At 63.1% G+C, this 16884-nt stretch carries 16 protein-coding genes and 1 pseudogene; 13 read left to right on the top strand and 4 right to left on the bottom strand.

Annotated elements, in window-relative coordinates:
- Both chrA and ACXJ7R_RS10000 read right to left on the bottom strand, forming a co-directional pair.
- Positions 1–1306 (bottom strand): chromate efflux transporter (gene chrA, locus ACXJ7R_RS10005; RefSeq protein WP_457151689.1); only part of this gene is annotated, 1306 nt, incomplete at its 3' end.
- Positions 1303–2127, bottom strand: coding sequence for a chromate resistance protein ChrB domain-containing protein (locus ACXJ7R_RS10000; RefSeq protein WP_457151691.1), 825 nt, complete (start codon positions 2125–2127; stop codon positions 1303–1305). The genes ACXJ7R_RS10000 and chrA, both read right to left, overlap by 4 nt.
- Here ACXJ7R_RS10000 and ACXJ7R_RS09995 point away from each other — a divergent pair.
- A complete protein-coding gene (locus ACXJ7R_RS09995; protein WP_457151688.1) occupies positions 2126–2320 on the top strand; it encodes a hypothetical protein in 195 nt (64 codons plus the stop codon). The two genes, ACXJ7R_RS10000 and ACXJ7R_RS09995, sit on opposite strands and share 2 nt — an antisense overlap.
- Here the strand turns inward: ACXJ7R_RS09995 and ACXJ7R_RS09990 are convergent.
- On the bottom strand, positions 2314–4119 hold the full coding sequence (locus ACXJ7R_RS09990; protein WP_457151687.1) for an IlvD/Edd family dehydratase: 1806 nt from the start codon (positions 4117–4119) through the stop codon (positions 2314–2316). The genes ACXJ7R_RS09995 and ACXJ7R_RS09990 overlap by 7 nt on opposite strands.
- 146 nt (positions 4120–4265) lie before the next feature.
- Here ACXJ7R_RS09990 and ACXJ7R_RS09985 point away from each other — a divergent pair, with 146 nt between their 5' ends.
- Positions 4266–4718 carry an SRPBCC family protein gene (locus tag ACXJ7R_RS09985; protein ID WP_184877311.1) on the top strand — a complete coding sequence of 151 codons (453 nt, stop codon included), beginning with the start codon at positions 4266–4268 and terminating at the stop codon, positions 4716–4718.
- Between the two features lie 238 nt (positions 4719–4956).
- Here the strand turns inward: ACXJ7R_RS09985 and ACXJ7R_RS09980 are convergent, their stop codons facing one another.
- Complete coding sequence (locus tag ACXJ7R_RS09980) at positions 4957–6132, bottom strand: Mrp/NBP35 family ATP-binding protein (RefSeq protein ID WP_457151690.1); 1176 nt, start codon at positions 6130–6132, stop codon at positions 4957–4959.
- A 216-nt stretch (positions 6133–6348) separates the two neighbouring features.
- Between ACXJ7R_RS09980 and ACXJ7R_RS09975 the strand changes: the two genes are divergently transcribed.
- The 11 genes and pseudogenes from ACXJ7R_RS09975 to ACXJ7R_RS09925 all read left to right on the top strand — a co-directional run.
- A complete protein-coding gene (locus ACXJ7R_RS09975) occupies positions 6349–6726 on the top strand; it encodes a VOC family protein (protein WP_095084288.1) in 378 nt (125 codons plus the stop codon).
- A gap of 141 nt (positions 6727–6867) precedes the next feature.
- On the top strand, positions 6868–7767 hold the full coding sequence (locus ACXJ7R_RS09970; protein WP_095082623.1) for a LysR family transcriptional regulator: 900 nt from the start codon (positions 6868–6870) through the stop codon (positions 7765–7767).
- 134 nt (positions 7768–7901) lie between these two features.
- Positions 7902–8381 (top strand): formate dehydrogenase subunit gamma, encoded by a 480-nt coding sequence (locus ACXJ7R_RS09965; RefSeq protein WP_095082625.1) that lies wholly within the window; start codon positions 7902–7904, stop codon positions 8379–8381.
- Positions 8378–9934 carry a formate dehydrogenase beta subunit gene (locus tag ACXJ7R_RS09960; protein WP_457151686.1) on the top strand — a complete coding sequence of 519 codons (1557 nt, stop codon included), beginning with the start codon at positions 8378–8380 and terminating at the stop codon, positions 9932–9934. The genes ACXJ7R_RS09965 and ACXJ7R_RS09960 overlap by 4 nt, the downstream gene beginning before the upstream one ends.
- Before the next feature lie 10 nt (positions 9935–9944).
- On the top strand, positions 9945–12857 hold the full coding sequence (gene fdhF / locus ACXJ7R_RS09955; protein WP_457151685.1) for a formate dehydrogenase subunit alpha: 2913 nt from the start codon (positions 9945–9947) through the stop codon (positions 12855–12857).
- Between the two features lie 2 nt (positions 12858–12859).
- On the top strand, positions 12860–13690 hold the full coding sequence (fdhD, locus tag ACXJ7R_RS09950) for a formate dehydrogenase accessory sulfurtransferase FdhD (protein ID WP_457151684.1): 831 nt from the start codon (positions 12860–12862) through the stop codon (positions 13688–13690).
- Positions 13680–13991: a formate dehydrogenase subunit delta gene (locus ACXJ7R_RS09945; protein ID WP_457151683.1), complete on the top strand. Its 312-nt coding sequence runs from the start codon at positions 13680–13682 to the stop codon at positions 13989–13991. The genes fdhD and ACXJ7R_RS09945 overlap by 11 nt, the downstream gene beginning before the upstream one ends.
- Positions 13992–14100: 109 nt before the next feature.
- Positions 14101–15654: an alpha/beta fold hydrolase gene (locus ACXJ7R_RS09940; protein ID WP_457151682.1), complete on the top strand. Its 1554-nt coding sequence runs from the start codon at positions 14101–14103 to the stop codon at positions 15652–15654.
- A 107-nt stretch (positions 15655–15761) separates the two neighbouring features.
- Positions 15762–16241, top strand: coding sequence for a carboxymuconolactone decarboxylase family protein (locus ACXJ7R_RS09935; protein WP_095082637.1), 480 nt, complete (start codon positions 15762–15764; stop codon positions 16239–16241).
- A gap of 87 nt (positions 16242–16328) precedes the next feature.
- Complete coding sequence (locus tag ACXJ7R_RS09930; RefSeq protein WP_457151681.1) at positions 16329–16691, top strand: nuclear transport factor 2 family protein; 363 nt, start codon at positions 16329–16331, stop codon at positions 16689–16691.
- A 7-nt stretch (positions 16692–16698) separates the two neighbouring features.
- Positions 16699–16884: pseudogene (locus tag ACXJ7R_RS09925) on the top strand (hypothetical protein); the annotation flags it as partial.

The following is a 16884-nucleotide window of genomic DNA, read 5'->3' as shown; positions in this document are numbered from 1 at the left end:
GGATAGCGATCATGGCGGCAAAGGAAAGCAGCGCCGCGCGCCAGTCGATCGACGAAAATACCGGCACATTCATGCCGAGGCCCAGCGCGTGTACCTCATGGAAAATGACGTGCAGGGCGAACCACAGAGCCAGATTCATGATCACCCCGACMACAGCGGCGGTGATCGCGCCAAGTGCCGCCGATAAGGCCTTGTTGCCGCGCAGGGCCTCGATATAGGGCGCACCGAGGAATATCCAGAAGAAGCAGGGCGTGAACGTAACCCACAGGGTCAGCAACGCCCCCAGCGATCCGGCAAGCAACGGGTCCAGCGAGCCGGGATGGCGGAACGCGGCGATGAAGCCAACGAACTGCAACACCAGGATGAGCGGACCCGGCGTCGTTTCGGCAAGGCCCAAACCGTCGACCATTTCACCGGGAGCGAGCCAGCCGAAGGACTGGACGGCTGCCTGGGCGACATAAGCGAGCACCGCGTAGGCACCGCCGAAGGTGACGACAGCCATGAGACTGAAGAACCGGCCGATCTCGGTCCAGACGCTTGCAGAGCCGGTAACCCACCAGATCAGCAGAACAGGCCCGAACCAGATCGGCAGCCAGATCGCAATCGTGCGCGGCGCATGCCATTTCGTCGGCCTGATGTGGGCCAGTTCGCCGCGCTCGAACATCAGGTCGACCGCTCCCTTGCTATCGGCAATACCGTCCTTGCCATGTGCCGAGCCGGAAAACAGCGCCGGAGCAATGCGGTTTCCCAGCCATCCCGTTAGGCCCGCGAGCAGGACGATGAGCGGGAACGGTACATTCAACGCATAGATGGCGATGAAAGCCGAGACGGCGATCGACACCATGACCCTGTTCTTCAGGGCACGCCGTCCGATCCGGATCACCGCCTCGATGACAATGGCAAGCACCGCCGCCTTCACCCCGAAAAACAGCGCCTCGACGAGCGGCACGTCGCCATAGAGCACGTAGAGGCTGCTCAGGACGAGCATTACGAGCGCGCCCGGCACCACGAACAGGATGCCGGCGACAAGGCCGCCGATCGTCCTGTGCAGCAGCCAACCGACATAGATGGCGAGTTGCTGGGCTTCGGGGCCAGGCAGCAGCATGCAATAGTTCAGCGCATGCAGGAAACGCTGCTCGCCGATCCAGCGCCGCTCCTCGACCAGTTCCTTATGCATCAATGCGATCTGCCCGGCCGGCCCACCGAAGCTGAGCAGTCCGATTTTTGCCCAGAGTTTTATGGCTTCGGCGAACGTCGGCGCAGCTGGGCCCTGGACCATCGTGTCATGCGACTCAAGCGCGCTCATGACGGTTTGCCCGCGCCTGTACTGGGCCAGTTGTGCGTTTCTTCAGTGGCGTCACGACACCAACGAAAGAACGCATCGTAGAGCAGCATGCCCGCTTCCAGTTGTTCCAGGTCGTCGCGAAACATACGTGATAGGCCAAGCGAAGCCGCCAGGAAGCCGGCAGCCTGAGGAACAAGATCGAGGCTTGCGGTGTCGGCCGCGCGCACGATCAGGGCAAGGCGATCGAGCGCCTCGGATTCCAGCCCGAACTCCTCAATCATCGTGTCGAAGGTGCAGCGTTCGCCGCGATGGCTCCAGAACACATTGTCGATGTCGAAAGGCACTGCCTGGAAGCGATCGGCCACGGCAAGAACTTCGGCCGGCTCGACAAACAGAAAGATCGCATGGGGATCGACGAAACGCCGGATCAGCCAGGGGCAAGCGATGCGATCCACCTTCGGGCGGGCTCGTGTCACCCACACGGTGCGGCCCTTTTCGTCGCGCGAAGGCAAGGTGTCAGTGCGAACCAGAAGTCCCCTTGCATCGCGCCAGGCTTCGAACCCACCGTCGAGGCTTTCGGCGGAAATGCCCTCATGGCGCAGCCATGCGGCGACACCTTGCGAGAGTTTCAACCCTTTCTGACAAACGACCGCCACTGGCTTGCCGGCGAATTCGGCGGCCCAGGTCGAAACAGTCTTGAAATCGCGCCGGCTTGAGGCCGGCAGAAGGCGTGGATCGGCGTCGAAGTCTTCATCGATACGGACATCGATGATGACAGGCGCCCCTGGCAGACCGATCAGACGGGATAACTGCGATACGGTGATAGCGGTTGTTGACGGCATGGCGTCCACCTCCTGGAAAAAGAAGCTTGGACGCGAACGTTGGGCTGACGCCTCACGGGGTCGTCGCGATACACCCCTTGCCATGATGGTGGATGCATCGCGCGGGCTTGTCAAGGATGGCGGCGGCCTGATCCGGATCAAGCCGCCGTTTGTCGTTTATGTAAGCATCTACGAACAGATGCTCGCTCAGTGATTATCCCTGGGGACGCCCCTGGTGTGCGCGACATCCTGGTATTTCACCGCCGGCTCCAGCACCATTCCCTCTGAAAACTGCGCGACCATGCCGCGCTGGATCTCCTGCCAAGGTGTCTGGTGCTTGGGATAGTCATAGCCGCCATTGTTCTGAAGTTCGGCGCGCCGCCGGGTGATCTCGGCGTCGGTGACGAGGATGTCGGCCGTGCCCTTGCGCAGGTCGATGCGGACACGGTCGCCCGTCTTGAGCAGCGCCAGCCCACCGCCGATGGCGGCTTCCGGCGAGGCGTTGAGGATCGACGGCGAACCCGACGTGCCGGACTGGCGGCCGTCGCCGATGCAGGCGAGCGCATGGATGCCMTTCTTGATCAGATAGGCCGGCGGCTGCATGTTGACGACCTCGGCGCCGCCGGGATAGCCGATCGGGCCGGCGCCACGCATGAACAGGATCGTGTGTTCATCGATGCCTTGCGCCGGATCGTCGATTCGGGCGTGGTAGTCCTCGGGCCCGTCGAAGACCATGGCGTTGCCTTCGAAAGCCTCGGGATCCTTCGGATTGGAGAGATAGCGCTCGCGGAATTCGGGCGAGATGCCGCTGGTCTTCATGATCGCGGAATCGAACAGATTGCCCTTGAGGTTGATGAAGCCGGCATTGGCCTTCAGCGGCGCGGCAACGGAGCGGATGACGTCAGTGTTCTCGTTGGCGACACCCTCGCTATTCTCACCGATCGACTTGCCGTTGACCGTGCGAGCACCCGGATGCGGCAACAGCCCGCCCTTCATCAGTTCGGCGATGACCGCCGGCACGCCGCCGGCATGATGGTAGTCCTCGCCCAGATATTCGCCCGTCGGCTGCAAATTGACCAGCAGCGGCACATTGAGGCCGACCGTCTGCCAGTCGTCATTGTCGAGCTTGACGCCGAGATGGCGGGCGATGGCGTTGAGATGGATAGGAGCGTTGGTCGAGCCGCCAATTGCCGAATTGACGACAATGGCGTTCTCGAAAGCCTCTCTCGTCATGATGTCGGACGGCTTGAGGTCTTCATGCACCATGTCGACGATACGTTTGCCGGTCTCGTAGGCGATCTGGCCGCGCTCGCGGTAAGGTGCGGGGATGGCGGCCGAGCCCGGCAATTGCATGCCAAGCGCCTCCGCCAGCGAGTTCATCGTCGTGGCGGTGCCCATGGTGTTGCAGTAGCCGGTGGACGGCGCCGAAGAGGCGACGATGTCCATGAACTCGTCATAGTCGATCTCGCCGGCCGACAGGCGCTGGCGCGATTCCCAGACGATGGTGCCGGAGCCGGTGCGCTTGCCCTTGTGCCAGCCATTGAGCATCGGGCCGACCGACAGCGCGATCGCCGGGATGTTGACGGTGGCCGCCGCCATCAGCAGGGCCGGCGTTGTCTTGTCGCAGCCGATGGTGAGCACGACGCCATCGAGCGGATAGCCGTATAGCACTTCGACCAGGCCGAGATAGGCAAGGTTGCGGTCAAGAGCGGCGGTCGGGCGCTTGCCGGTCTCCTGGATCGGATGGCACGGGAATTCGAACGGAATGCCGCCCATCGAGACGATGCCTTCGCGCACGCGCTTGGCCAGCTCGATGTGATGCCGGTTGCAGGGCGAGAGATCCGAACCGGTCTGGGCGATGCCGATCAGCGGTTTGCCGGACATCAGTTCGGCCCGCGTCAGGCCGTAGTTGAGGTAGCGCTCCAGGTAGAGCGCCGTCATGCCCGGATTATCGGGATTGTCGAACCACTCCTGCGAGCGAAATTTTTTCTTCCTGGTGGGGGCGCCTGCCATCGTGGTCTCCGTATTTGTAAGACAAATCGATATGGCAACGCGCGGGAGCAGGCAAGAGGGCGCAGGGTCGCATCCGGACTTTGGTGCGATAGACATGCATGCAGCCGTGCGTTACGGCTTCGATCAATCGTGTCAGGGAGGTTTTCATGGCTTTGGTGATCGAAGGCGAGGAGCGCATTGCCGCGCCCTTGCAAAAAGTGTGGGAAGCGCTGAACGATCCCGAGGTCTTGAAGGCTACGATTCCTGGCTGCCAGAGCCTGGAGATGAAGTCGCCGACCGAGATGGCGGCGACCGTGGTGGTGAAGATCGGGCCGATCAAGGCGACGTTCAACGGCGAGGTGACGCTCAAGAACCTCAAGCCGCCGCATTCCTACACCATCCAGGGCGAAGGCAAGGGCGGCATCGCCGGCTTCGCCAAGGGCGGCGCCGACGTGACGCTGACCGAAGATGGACCGGATACCACGGTCTTGAAATACGCGGCCAAGGCCGATGTCGGCGGCAAGATCGCGCAGCTCGGCAGCCGGCTGATCGAATCGACCTCGAAGAAACTGGCCGGACAGTTTTTTTCCAGCTTCGGCGAGAAGGTTGGCGCGGCTTAGGTTACGTCCTCGCTCGAACGACGCCTAGCTTCTCTGAGGCCAGCGCTACCCCTCCTCCGCCTGCCGGCACCTTCTCCCCGTATAGTGACGGGGAGAAGGGAACTGGCCGCAACGTCGGCACCCTTCCTCCCACGCTGGTGATTGGAGAAATCATCAAGGACGGTGTCTTTCTCCCCGTCACGATACGGGGAGAAATGTCCGGCAGGACAATGAGGGGCGGCGCCTACCGAACGAAAAACTACTCGAACACGATGTTCGGCACCGCATCCGCGGCCGCACCACGCTCTTCATTGATCCGGTCCCAAACCTTCGAAGCGATATCCCGGTAGATCTTTGCTTCGGCGCCGTCGGGCTTCGAGACAACCACCGGCGTGCCAGCATCCGAGCTTTCGCGAATGCCCATCTCGAGCGGCACCTCGCCAAGGAAGGTGACGCCCAGACGCTCGGCTTCGCGGCGCGCGCCGCCATGGCCGAAGATGTCGTAGCGTTTGCCGGTATCGGGAGCGATGAAATAGCTCATGTTCTCGACGATGCCGAGCAGCGGCACGTCGACCTTCTTGAACATGTTGAGGCCCTTGCGTGCATCGATCAGCGCCAGATCCTGCGGCGTCGAGACGATGACGGCGCCGGCCAATGGGACTTGCTGGGCCATGGTCAGTTGTGCGTCGCCGGTGCCGGGCGGCATGTCGACGACGAGCACGTCGAGCCGGCCCCATTCGACCTCGCGCAGCATCTGCGTCAGCGCCGACATCACCATCGGACCGCGCCAGATCATCGGTGTCTCCTCATCGACGAGGAAGCCCATCGACATCACTTTAAGCCCATAATTCTCCATCGGTTTCAGGATCTTGCCGTCGACGGTCTGCGGCCGGCCGTGGATGTTGAGCAGTCGCGGCATAGACGGGCCATAGATGTCGGCGTCGAGCACGCCGACGCGCAAACCATTGGCGGCGAGGCCAAGAGCGATGTTGACGGCCGTGGTCGACTTGCCGACACCACCCTTGCCGGAAGCGACGGCGATGATCGCTTCTATGCCTGGCACGCCACGCCTGCCCTGGCTGTGCGAAGCCGGAGCGTGCGAAGCGGCACGCGGCGCGGTGGCAGCCGGCGGCGCTGGCCTGGGTGCGGGGCGCGATGGAACCGGCGCTTCCATGCCGCCGCCTTTCTTTTCCGCCGTCAGTGCAACGACGGCACCGGCAACGCCGGGAATAGCCTTGACGACGCGCTCGGCAGCAGCCCGCAGCGGTTCCATCTCCTGGGCGCGAGCGGCGGGAACGGTGATCGAGAAGAAGACCTTGGAATCGGCGATGAAAATCTCGGAAACCATGCCAAGGTCAACGATGTTGCCGGTGAAATCCGGGCCATTGACCGTCTTCAGGCGCTCGGTGACGATTTCCTTGGTGACGGACATCAGTTCTTCCTTATGCAAGCTTTGGCCTGAGATAGTGCAGTTTCCGGACAGAACCAAGCCGTGGAGCAATAGCTGCCTTGGTGTGCCCGCAAAAACGACGGGCGGTGTCGGAGCAGCCGGCATTTTGCGAACCGGCGATCGCCAAACGGCCCCTCTGATCTATTTCAAGGATCGACATGAGCAATCAATCGAGTTGAGCAATCAGGGAAGGAGACGATCATGCTCGCAAACAGCAACGCAACGGCCAATGTGGCGGTGAAAGACCTGGCCAGGGCAAAGGCCTTTTACGAAGGGACGCTGGGCCTCAAGCAGGTGGATGATATGGGTGGCGAACTGATCGTCTACAAAAGCGGCGACACGCTGATCAATGTCTATCATTCGCAATTCGCAGGTACCAACAAGGCGACGGCGGTGACCTGGACAGTCGGCGACGAGATCGGGACCATCGTCAAGTCGTTGAGGTCGAAGGGTGTCGCATTCGAGCACTATGAGATGCCCGGCCTGACGCTGGAGGGCGACGTGCATGTCGGCTACGGCATGAAGGTGGCATGGTTCAAGGATCCCGACGGCAACATCCTGAACCTTGTCGACAAATAGGCTATTGCGCATTTTCGAAGAGGCGGCGGGCGCATGATCCGGAACAGGCACTCCTGGCCGGTTTTCCTGGAGCCGGCGGTTTGTTCTAAGCTTTTGTTCTGTTGCATTTATGCGGACGCCAAAATGCTCTAGCTTCCGTCCATGATCGACAAGCTGGAATTCTTCATCGCACTGGCCAGGGAAGAGCATTTCGGCCGGGCGGCGGAAGTGTGCGGGGTTACCCAGCCGACGCTGTCGGCCGGCATCAAGCAGCTCGAGGGCCAGCTCGGCGTGATGCTGGTGCTGCGCGGCTCGCGCTTCCAGGGGCTGACGCCCGAAGGCAAGCAAGTATTGGTCTGGGCGCGTCGCATCGTCGGCGACACCCGCACCATGAGAGAAGAGATGCGGGCGGCGCGCCACGGCCTGTCTGGTCGCATCCGCATTGCCGCAATTCCGACCGCCCTGGCCATGGTGGCGCGGCTGACGACCCCCTTTCGGGCAAAACATCCCGGCGTGACCTTTTCGGTGCTGTCGCGGACCTCCATCGAAGTGTTGTCGCTGCTCGGCAATTTCGACATCGATGCCGGCATCACCTATCTCGACAACGAGCCGCTGGGGCGCGTCACCAGCGTGCCGCTCTATGACGAGCGCTATCAACTGATCACCGCGGTGGGGAATCCCTATTCCGACCGCGACAAAGTGACATGGGCAGAGCTTAGCAGCCTGCCGCTCTGCCTGCTGACGCCGGACATGCAGAACCGCCGCATCATCGACCAGCACCTGGCCGAGGCCGGGGTGCAGGTGCGGCCGACACTCGAATCCAATTCGATGATCGTGCTGTTTTCGCATATCCGCACCGGCAAATGGTCATCGATCATGCCGCTCAACCTGGCGGAAACATTCGGCTTTTCCGAACCGATCCGGGCCATTCCGATCGTCGAGCCGGACGCCAGCCACACGGTCGGCCTGGTGGCTGCGCCGCGCGAGCCGCACACGCCACTGGTCTCGGCGCTGCTGGACGAGGCGATGGCGCTGGCGGACGATTTCCACGCCCGCCGCTAGGCTAGATAATAGCGGCTGACCAAGCTCGATAGAAAATTTCTATCGAGCAACGAAACAGCTTTATTGATTCCGAGGGTTTCCTCTGATTTTGTAAAGACTTAGCGATAAAAGCTATCGACCAGGGAGGGCGCTGCATGCCAATGCAGCCTGCAAGTACCGAGATCACATCGCGCACGACCGCGATCATCCAGGAACTGAAAGGCCTCGAAGGCCCGCTGCTGCCGATCCTGCACGGCATCCAGGAAGAGTTCGGCCATGTGCCGCAGGATGCGCTGCCAGTCATCGCCGAGGCGCTGAACATCTCCAGGGCCGAGGTGCACGGCGTTGTCACCTTCTATCACGATTACCGCAGCCATCCGGCCGGCCGGCATGTGCTGAAGGTCTGCCAAGCAGAATCCTGCCAGTCGATGGGTTCCGACGCCATCGCCGCCAAACTGAAGCAGTTGCTGGGCATAGGCTTCCACGAGACGACCCGCGACGGTTCGGTGACGCTGGAGCCGGTCTATTGTCTCGGCCTGTGCGCCTGTTCGCCCGCCGCCATGCTCGATGGCGAAGTGATCGGGCGGCTCGATGACGAAAAGCTCGACGAGATCGTTGCCGAGGTGCGCTCATGATCCCGCGTATCTACATTCCCGCCGATTCCGGTGCACTGGCGCTGGGCGCCGAAAAGGTCGCCAAGGCGATCGCAAGTGAACTGGCGGAGCGCGGCATCGAAGCCAAGATCGTGCGCAACGGCTCGCGCGGCGCTTATTTCCTCGAACCGATGGTCGAAGTTGCGACCGCCAACGGCCGCGTCGCCTATGGCCCGGTCAAGCCATCCGACGTCAAAAGCCTGTTCGACAGCGGCTTCCTCACCGGCGGCCCTCACAAGCGCTGGCTGGGCGCGCCGGACAAAATCCCCTTCCTGGCCAAGCAGACGCGGCTGACCTTCGCGCGTTGCGGCGTCATCGATCCGCTGTCGCTCGAATCCTACAAGAAGCATGGCGGCTTGAATGGGCTGACGAACGCGTTGGCATTGACGCCCGCCGCCATTGTCGCCCAAGTCACCGAATCCGGACTGCGCGGGCGCGGCGGCGCGGGCTTCCCGACCGGCATCAAGTGGAAGACGGTGCTCGATACCGTGGGCGACCGTAAATACATCGTCTGCAACGCCGACGAAGGCGACTCCGGTACCTTCGCGGACCGCATGATCATGGAGGGTGACCCCTTCGTGCTGATCGAAGGCATGACGATCGCCGGAATCGCCACGGGTGCGACCAAAGGCTTTGTCTATGTCCGCTCGGAATATCCGCATGCGGTGGCGATGATGAACAAAGCCGTCGAGGTTGCCCGCAAGGCCGGCGTGCTTGGTGCCAATGTGCTGGGTTCGCCCTATGCGTTCGACATGGAGATCAGGGTCGGCGCAGGCGCCTATGTCTGCGGCGAGGAGACGGCGCTGCTTGACTCACTCGAAGGCAAGCGCGGCATGGTCCGCGCAAAGCCGCCGCTGCCGGCGCATAAGGGGCTGTTCGGCAAGCCGACGGTGATCAACAACGTTATCTCGCTGGCCTCGGTGCCCGTCATCATGGACAAGGGTGCGGCCTTCTACAAGGATTTCGGCATGGGCCGCTCGCGCGGCACGATCCCGATCCAGATCGCCGGCAACATCAGGTATGGCGGCCTGTTCGAAGCGGCCTTCGGCATGACGCTGGGCGAGATCGTCGACGACATCGGCGGCGGCACGACGACGGGACGCCCGGTCAAGGCGGTGCAGGTCGGCGGACCGCTCGGCGCCTATTTCCCGCGCGCGCTGTTCGACACGCCGTTCGATTATGAAGCCTTCGCGGCCAAGGACGGGCTGATCGGCCATGCCGGCATCGTGGTGTTCGACGACACTGCCGACATGCTGAAACAGGCACGCTTCGCCATGGAGTTCTGCGCCATCGAAAGTTGCGGCAAGTGCACTCCCTGCCGCATCGGCTCGACGCGCGGTGTCGAGACCATCGACAAGCTCGCCGCGGGCATCGAGCCGGAGAAGAACCTCGCTCTGGTCACCGACCTCTGCAACACGATGAAGTTCGGCTCGCTCTGTGCGCTGGGCGGCTTCACGCCTTACCCGGTCATGAGCTCGATCACGCATTTCCCCGACGACTTCAAGCCGGCGCCCGTGCGCGTGGCTGCTGAATAGGAGCTGGCAGATGAACATCAAGGCCGACTTCCCATCACTCGTCGAAGAGATCGACTACGGAACCCCGCAATCGAAGGCGCAGAAGCAGGTCACGCTGAGCGTCGACGGCCGCAGCATCACCGTTCCGGAAGGCACCTCGATCATGCGTGCCGCGATGGAAGGCGGGGTCGAGATCCCGAAGCTTTGCGCCACCGACATGCTGGACTCTTTCGGTTCATGTCGTGTCTGCCTCGTCGAGATCGAAGGGCGCGGCGGCACGCCAGCGTCCTGCACGACACCTGTCGGCGAAGGCATGGTGGTGCATACGCAGTCCGGGCGGCTTGACGCCATTCGCCGCGGCGTCATGGAGCTTTACGTCTCCGACCATCCGACCGGCTGGAACGAGACGGCCGGAACCGGAGCCAGCGAGTTCGACATGGTGGCGAAGTCGATCGGCTTGACCGAGAACCGCTACGGCATCGAGGGCCGCAACCACGTCAAGCAGGAAAACGGCGTGGCACCCGGCCATGGCTCGCTGACGGTCGATTACATCGCACGCGACGAATCCAACCCCTATTTCACCTATGATCCCACGCAATGCATCGTCTGCTCGCGCTGCGTGAGGGCCTGCGAAGAGGTGCAGGGCACCTTCGCGCTGACCATCGAAGGACGTGGTTTCGAATCGAGGGTTTCGGCGGGAATGCACGAGGCGTTCATCGATTCGGAATGCGTGTCCTGCGGCGCCTGCGTGCAGGCCTGTCCGACCGATGCGCTGCGCGAAAAAACAGTCCTTGCCAAAGGCCTGCCGGAGCGCTCGGCCGTCACCACCTGCGCCTATTGCGGCGTTGGCTGCTCGTTCAAGGCCGAAGTGAAGGATGACGAGGTCATCCGCATGRTGCCCTACAAGGAGGGCMAGGCGAACSASGGYCATTCCTGYGTSAAGGGCCGKTTCGCYTRKGGCTACGCCACCCACAAGGACCGCATCTYSTCGCCGATGATCCGCGAAMRGATCACCGACCCCTGGCGCGAGGTGACCTGGGAAGAGGCTATTTCCCACACGGCCAAAGAATTCCGCCGTATCCAGTATCAGTACGGCCGCACCGCGATTGGCGGCATCACCTCGTCGCGCTGCACCAACGAGGAAACCTACCTCGTCCAGAAGATGGTGCGGCAGGGCTTCCGCAACAACAATGTCGACACCTGCGCGCGCGTCTGCCACTCGCCGACGGGCTACGGGCTCGGCCAGACCTATGGCACCTCGGCCGGCACGCAGGATTTCGACTCCGTCGACTACACAGACGTTGCCGTCATAATCGGTGCCAATCCCGTTTCGGCCCACCCGGTGTTCGCCTCGCGGCTGAAGAAGCGGCTGCGTCAGGGCGCCAAGCTGATCGTGCTCGATCCCCGTCGCACCGAGATGGTCAAGTCGACACATGTTGAAGCGGATTATCACCTGCCGCTGAAGCCCGGCACCAATGTGGCGGTGCTGACGGCGCTGGCGCATGTGATCGTCACCGAGGGTCTTTTCAACGAGGCCTTCATTCGCGAACGTTGCGACTGGGCGGAGTTCCAGGATTGGGCATCGTTCGTCGCCTTGCMGGAAAACAGCCCTGAAACCGTTGGCAAACTGTCCGGCGTCGATCCGGAGCTAATCCGTGGCGCGGCGCGTCTCTATGCTACCGGGGGCAACGGTGCGATCTATTACGGCCTCGGGGTGACGGAACACAGCCAGGGCTCAACCACGGTGATGGCGATCGCCAACCTCGCCATGGCCACCGGCAATATCGGCCGGCCGGGCGTCGGCGTGAACCCGCTGCGTGGCCAGAACAATGTGCAGGGCTCCTGCGACATGGGCTCGTTCCCGCACGAACTGCCGGGCTACCGTCACATCTCCGGCGAAGCCGTGCGCGACATCTATGAAAGCCTGTGGGGCGTGAAGCTGGACGACGAACCCGGCCTGCGCATCCCCAACATGCTGGACGCCGCCGTCGACGGCAGCTTCAAAGGCATCTACATCCAGGGCGAAGACATTCTGCAGTCCGATCCCGACACCAAGCATGTCGCCGCCGGTCTGGCTGCCATGGAATGTGTCGTCGTGCATGACCTCTTCCTCAACGAGACGGCGAACTACGCGCATGTCTTCCTGCCGGGCTCGACCTTCCTCGAGAAGGACGGCACCTTCACCAATGCCGAGCGTCGCATCAACATGGTGCGCAAGGTTCTGGAGCCGAAGGCGCGCTACGCCGATTGGGAGGCGACGCAGGAGCTTGCCCGGGCGATCGGGCTGGATTGGAACTACCGGCATCCCTCCGAGATCATGGACGAGATCGCCCAGACGACGCCGAGCTTCGCCGGCGTCTCCTTCGAGTTGCTCGACCGTGTCGGATCCGTGCAATGGCCCTGCAACGAGAAGGCACCGCTCGGCACCCCGATCATGCATATCGATGGTTTCGTGCGCGGCAAGGGCAAGTTCATCCGCACCGAATATGTGGCAACGGACGAAAGGACCGGCCCGCGCTTCCCGCTGCTGCTGACCACCGGCCGCATCCTGTCGCAGTACAATGTCGGCGCGCAGACCAGGCGCACCGACAACATCATGTGGCACAGCGAGGACCGGCTGGAGATCCACCCGCACGATGCGGAGAATCGCGGACTGCGCGACGGCGACTGGGTCCGGCTGACAAGCCGCTCAGGCGAGACGACGTTGCGCGCGCTGATCACCGACCGGGTGTCGCCCGGCGTGGTCTACACGACCTTCCATCATCCGGACACGCAGGCCAACGTCATCACCACCGACTTCTCCGACTGGGCGACCAACTGCCCGGAATACAAGGTGACGGCGGTGCAGGTCGGCGCCTCCAACGGCCCGTCGGAATGGCAGCGCGACTATGACGAACAGGCCAAGCAGAGCCGGCGCATCGCCTCGCTGCAAGCGGCGGAGTAGTCTTGAGCGAGCGCCGCAAAGCCACGACGCAGGTCTCGCGGCTGGCGCGTCGCGCGAGCGGGACGACGGCTGCCAACCGGATGGTGCCGGAAGAGACGCCGGTGGCGTTCTCGTTTGCCGGCACCACCCATGCGGTGATGATGGCAAGCCCGGCCGATTTCGAGGATTTCGCGCTTGGCTTCTCGCTGACCGAAGGCATCATCGCCAAGCCTGACGAGATCGAAGCCATCGAGGTCGAGGATCATGGCGCCGGCATCGATATCCAGATCCGGTTGAAGGACAGCGCTAATACGCGTTTCGAAGCGCGGCGCAGACGACTGGCCGGTCCGGTTGGTTGTGGCCTGTGCGGCATCGAATCGATCGAGGAAGCGATGCGTTCGGTCGACGCGGTCGGTTCGTCGACGCTTACATTTGATGCCGACGATATCGTCCGCTCGGTCAAGCTTTTGTCGAAAGTGCAGCCGCTGCACACGGAGACCGGAGCCGTGCACGCCGCCGGCTTCTATATGCCGGACAAGGGCATCGTCATGGCGCGTGAGGATGTCGGCCGCCACAATGCGCTCGACAAACTCGCAGGTGCGTTGGCGAAAGCCGGCATCGACGGCTCAACGGGCGCTGTGGTGGTGACGTCGCGCGTTTCGGTCGAAATGGTGCAGAAGACGGCGGCTATCGGCGCCGCAATCATCATCGCCGTTTCGGCGCCGACCGCGCTGGCCATCCGCACCGCGGAGGCCGCCGGGATGACACTGGTTGCGCTGGTTCGCGGCGATGATTTCGATATTTTCACCCACCCCGACCGGGTGGTTTGCGGAGTTGCCAAGCATGTCGCATGACGAAGAACACATCATGAGCACCAGCGAGAAGCTGGTGCGCATGGCAAACCAGATCGCCGATTTTTTCCATTCCAAGCCGCGCGAGGAAGGCATTGCCGGCGTCGCCGAGCATATCAACAAGTTCTGGGAGCCGAGGATGCGGCGGCAGCTGTTCGATTTGCTGGACGGCGGCACCGAGAATTTCAACGAGTTGGTGGTCGCCGCCTCGGCCAAGATCAGGCGACCGATCACGCCGGCCGAGGCCGACCTCCGACTCGGGCTCGAGGCCTCCCCGGCCGACGTCGCCGCTTCGCAAAAATAGCGGCGAGGCACCGCGCCTATATTTTCCATCGCTAAAGTTTGAACTGCCGCGATCAGGCTGTTCTGCTATGGTTTGACGACCAGAAGTCGTCAGGCCGGGGCGCAACCTCTTGAGGCCGATCGAGACCCGATATGCCCGTAGCGGCGATGTGCGGATCGCCTATCAGGTGGTCGGGCAGGGATCGTTCGATCTCGTCTTCGTGCCCGGCTTCATTTCCAATCTCGAGCTGCACTGGGAAGACGAAGGCTACAGCCGGCTGCTGAAGCGGCTTTCGGCATTCTCGCGGCTGATCCTGTTCGACAAGCGCGGCACGGGACTGTCCGACCGCGTCGACGCGCACCACCTGCCCAGCCTCGAAACGCGCATGGACGATGTGCGTGCCGTGATGGACGCGACCGGCAGCGGCCGGGCCGCACTGCTTGGCGCCTCGGAAGGCGCGCCAATGGCGATGCTGTTCGCCGCCACCTATCCGGAAAGGACGCGGGCGCTGGCGCTCTATGGCGGCTATGCGCATTTCCACAAATGGGTGATGCCGCCGGAACGCCTCGAGGCCTTCATCGAGACGGCTGAAACGTCATGGGGCACGGGTGCCACCTTGCCCAGCTTCGCGCCGGGCCGGATCGACGACCCGCATTTCACCCAATGGTGGGCGCGCTTCGAGCGGTTGTCGGCAAGCCCGACCGCAGCGGGCGCACTGGCGCGCATGAACGCCGGGATCGACGTGCGCGGCGTGCTCGCGGCAATCCGCGCGCCAACGCTGCTGATCCATCGCCGCAACGATGTGCGGGTCGATCCCGACGCCAGCCGCTTCCTGGCCAAGACCATCCCAAATGCGCGGCTGGCGGAAATCCCCGGGCGCGACCATCCGATCTGGACCGGCGATGTCGATCGGGTGGCTGACCTGATCGAGGAATTCCTGACCGGCCAGCGCGCCGTGGCGGAAGCGGAGCGCGTGCTGGCGGCGCTTTTGGTGACACGCATCCATGACACGGCGCGGCTCGGCGACCGCATGTGGAGCGAACGCAGCCAGCGCTTCCAGGAAACATGGCGAACCCTTGTCGGACGCCATGGCGGGCGCTGCGTGGAAACGCCTGGCGAAGTGATGATTTCACGTTTCGACGGACCGGGGCGCGCCTTGCGATGCGCAGCGGCGTTGCGCGACGCAGCGCAGGACATCGGCGTAGCGAGCGCGCAGGGGGCGCATGTCGGCGAGGTCGAGTTGCGCGGATCGCCGGAAGGGCTGACAGCTCGCGTGACGATGCAACTCGCTGCTCATGCCGGGCGCGGCGACATCCTGGCATCGCGGCTGGTCGCGGAGCTGGCGGCCGGCTCAGGGCTCCATTTCGCCGATGCCGGCCGTATCAGCATCGATGAACTGGACGAGCCGCTGGCGCTCGTGCTGGCGATGTCCGAACAGCATCTGGAACCGGCCTGCCGTCCCAAGGCCAGGGCGACGGAGCCGGCTTCGCTGACGGCGCGCGAGAGCGAAGTTGTGAGCCTGATTGCCGATGGCAAGAGCAATGCCGCGATTGCCGCCGAGCTCGGGCTGAGCGAGCACACGGTCAAGCGCCACGTCGCCAATATACTGCTCAAGCTGGACCTGCCGTCGCGGGCCGCGGCAGCGGCATTTTCCGCAAGGCACACTGGCCCGGACGGGCCATAGGAGCCATGGCGCTTTCGGGCGAAGCGGCGCGTGGCCTGCAGGCGCTATCAATTCTCCATGTGGGCCAGGCGGATGTCGCCCGGAAAGGCCTGCCAAGGGAGGATCAAATGCTGAAGTCAAACCGGACACTCGGATCGCTGGTTATTGCGGCAGGTGTTGGAGCGTTGTTCGCTATAGCTCCCGCAAAGGCCGAGGACGCGTCTGCGACAGCCGCCTACAAGGACATCCAGGCGACGCTCGGCTCGGTGCCGGACATGTTCAAGACCTTGCCGGATGTGGCCGTGGCCGGCGCCTGGGCCGAGATCAAGGGCGTGCAGCTCAATCCGAAGACCGCGCTCGACGGCAAGACCAAGGAACTGTTGGGGCTCGCCGTCGCCGCGCAGATCCCATGCCAATACTGCATCTATTTCCATACCGAGGCGGCCAAGCTCAACGGCGCCAGCGACGAGGAGATCAAGGAGGCGGTGGCGATGGCCGCGATCGTGCGCCACTGGTCGACGATGCTCAACGGCAGCCAGGTCGATCTCGCGACCTTCAAGAAGCAGACCGACGACGTGTTCGCGGCCGTCAAGGCCAAGTCGCAGTGAGGAAATCCCTGCCCGGCGATAAGCGCCCGGCAGCATCATGATCATCGACCGCCCGATCGCGAAGACGGGCATATGGAGGACAAGAAAATGCTGACCAAGACACAGAGCGTAGACGGCGCGGCGATCAAGAAGGCGATCGAAGGCCGTGATGGAAAGATGCTGTCGAGCTTCTATGCGGACGACGCGCTGGTGCGGGTGATCGACCGTAACAACCCACCGAGCAAGCCGCGCGAAATCCGCGGGCGCGCAGCGATCAGCACGTTCTGGGACGACATCTGCAGCCGGGCGATGACCCACAAGGTCGATACCACGATCGCCGATGGCGACAGCCTTGCCTTCACCCAGGCCTGCACCTATCCGGACGGCACGAAAGTGTTCGCGGCAGCCATGCTGGAGATGAAGAACGGGCGGATCGCACGGCAGACCGTCGTGCAGGCCTGGGACGAGTGAGCCGTCCATGTTCAGCGCCAGATGGCAGATCGACGCCAAGTTCGGGCACAAGCAGACCGTGCTCGAACTGATGAAGAAATGGGAACGCGAGATCGGCTCGCAGGTCGGCCTCGCCGACCTGGAATTCCAGATCATGACCGGATCGATCGGCGCGCGGGAGGCGACGATCGAATCCCACCACAAGGTCGAAAGC

Source organism: Mesorhizobium sp. P5_C1, from assembly GCF_054049815.1.
Note: the sequence above shows the minus strand (reverse complement) of the source record. Positions and strands in the feature narration are given on the sequence as shown.